This window comes from Brevundimonas sp. UBA7838 (assembly GCF_002500885.1).
GTDB classification, from domain to species: domain Bacteria; phylum Pseudomonadota; class Alphaproteobacteria; order Caulobacterales; family Caulobacteraceae; genus Brevundimonas; species Brevundimonas vesicularis_C.
The window spans coordinates 556-1,074 of record NZ_DLTK01000061.1 but is presented as its reverse complement, the minus strand read 5'-3'; the positions used below and the strand labels follow the sequence as shown (position 1 = coordinate 1,074).

The 519-nt window shown below is 65.3% G+C and carries 1 protein-coding gene; it reads left to right on the top strand.

The genetic code is table 11. The features are described 5' to 3' along the window. Positions 1-519, top strand: a 519-nt coding sequence (locus B3T77_RS04610) for a creatininase family protein (protein WP_292077676.1), incomplete at both ends; no start/stop codon positions are given.

The window sequence follows — 519 nt, the reverse complement described above, 5'->3', positions numbered from 1 at the left end:
CTGGGCACCGACTGGCTGTGCCCTGAGATCATCGCCCATGCGGCCGAAAAGACCGACGCCAACTTGATCGTCGCCCCGACCTTCAACATCGGCATGGCCCAGCATCACCTGGCCTTCGCCGGCACCATCAGCCTGCGCCCTTCGACCTTCATGGCCGCGATCACGGACTGGGTCTCGTCTCTGAGCCGTCACGGATTCGAGCGAATCTACTTCCTGAACGGTCACGGCGGGAACGTCGCGACCATCGAGGCGACCATCTCGGAAATCTACGCCGAGTGGAGCTTCGTCGAGGACAGCCCGCCCTTCATCCTGAAGCTGAAGAACTGGTGGGACCTGCCCGGCGTCCATGGCCTGTGCAACCGCCTGTTTCCGACCGGCCATGGCATGCATGCCACCCCGTCCGAGATCGCGGTGACGCAGGCCGCCTATCCCGAGCGGATCAAGACCGCCGACTACAGCCCGCAGATCGCGCCGAACGGGCCGATCCGCGACGCCCTGGACTATCGCGCCCGCTTCCCC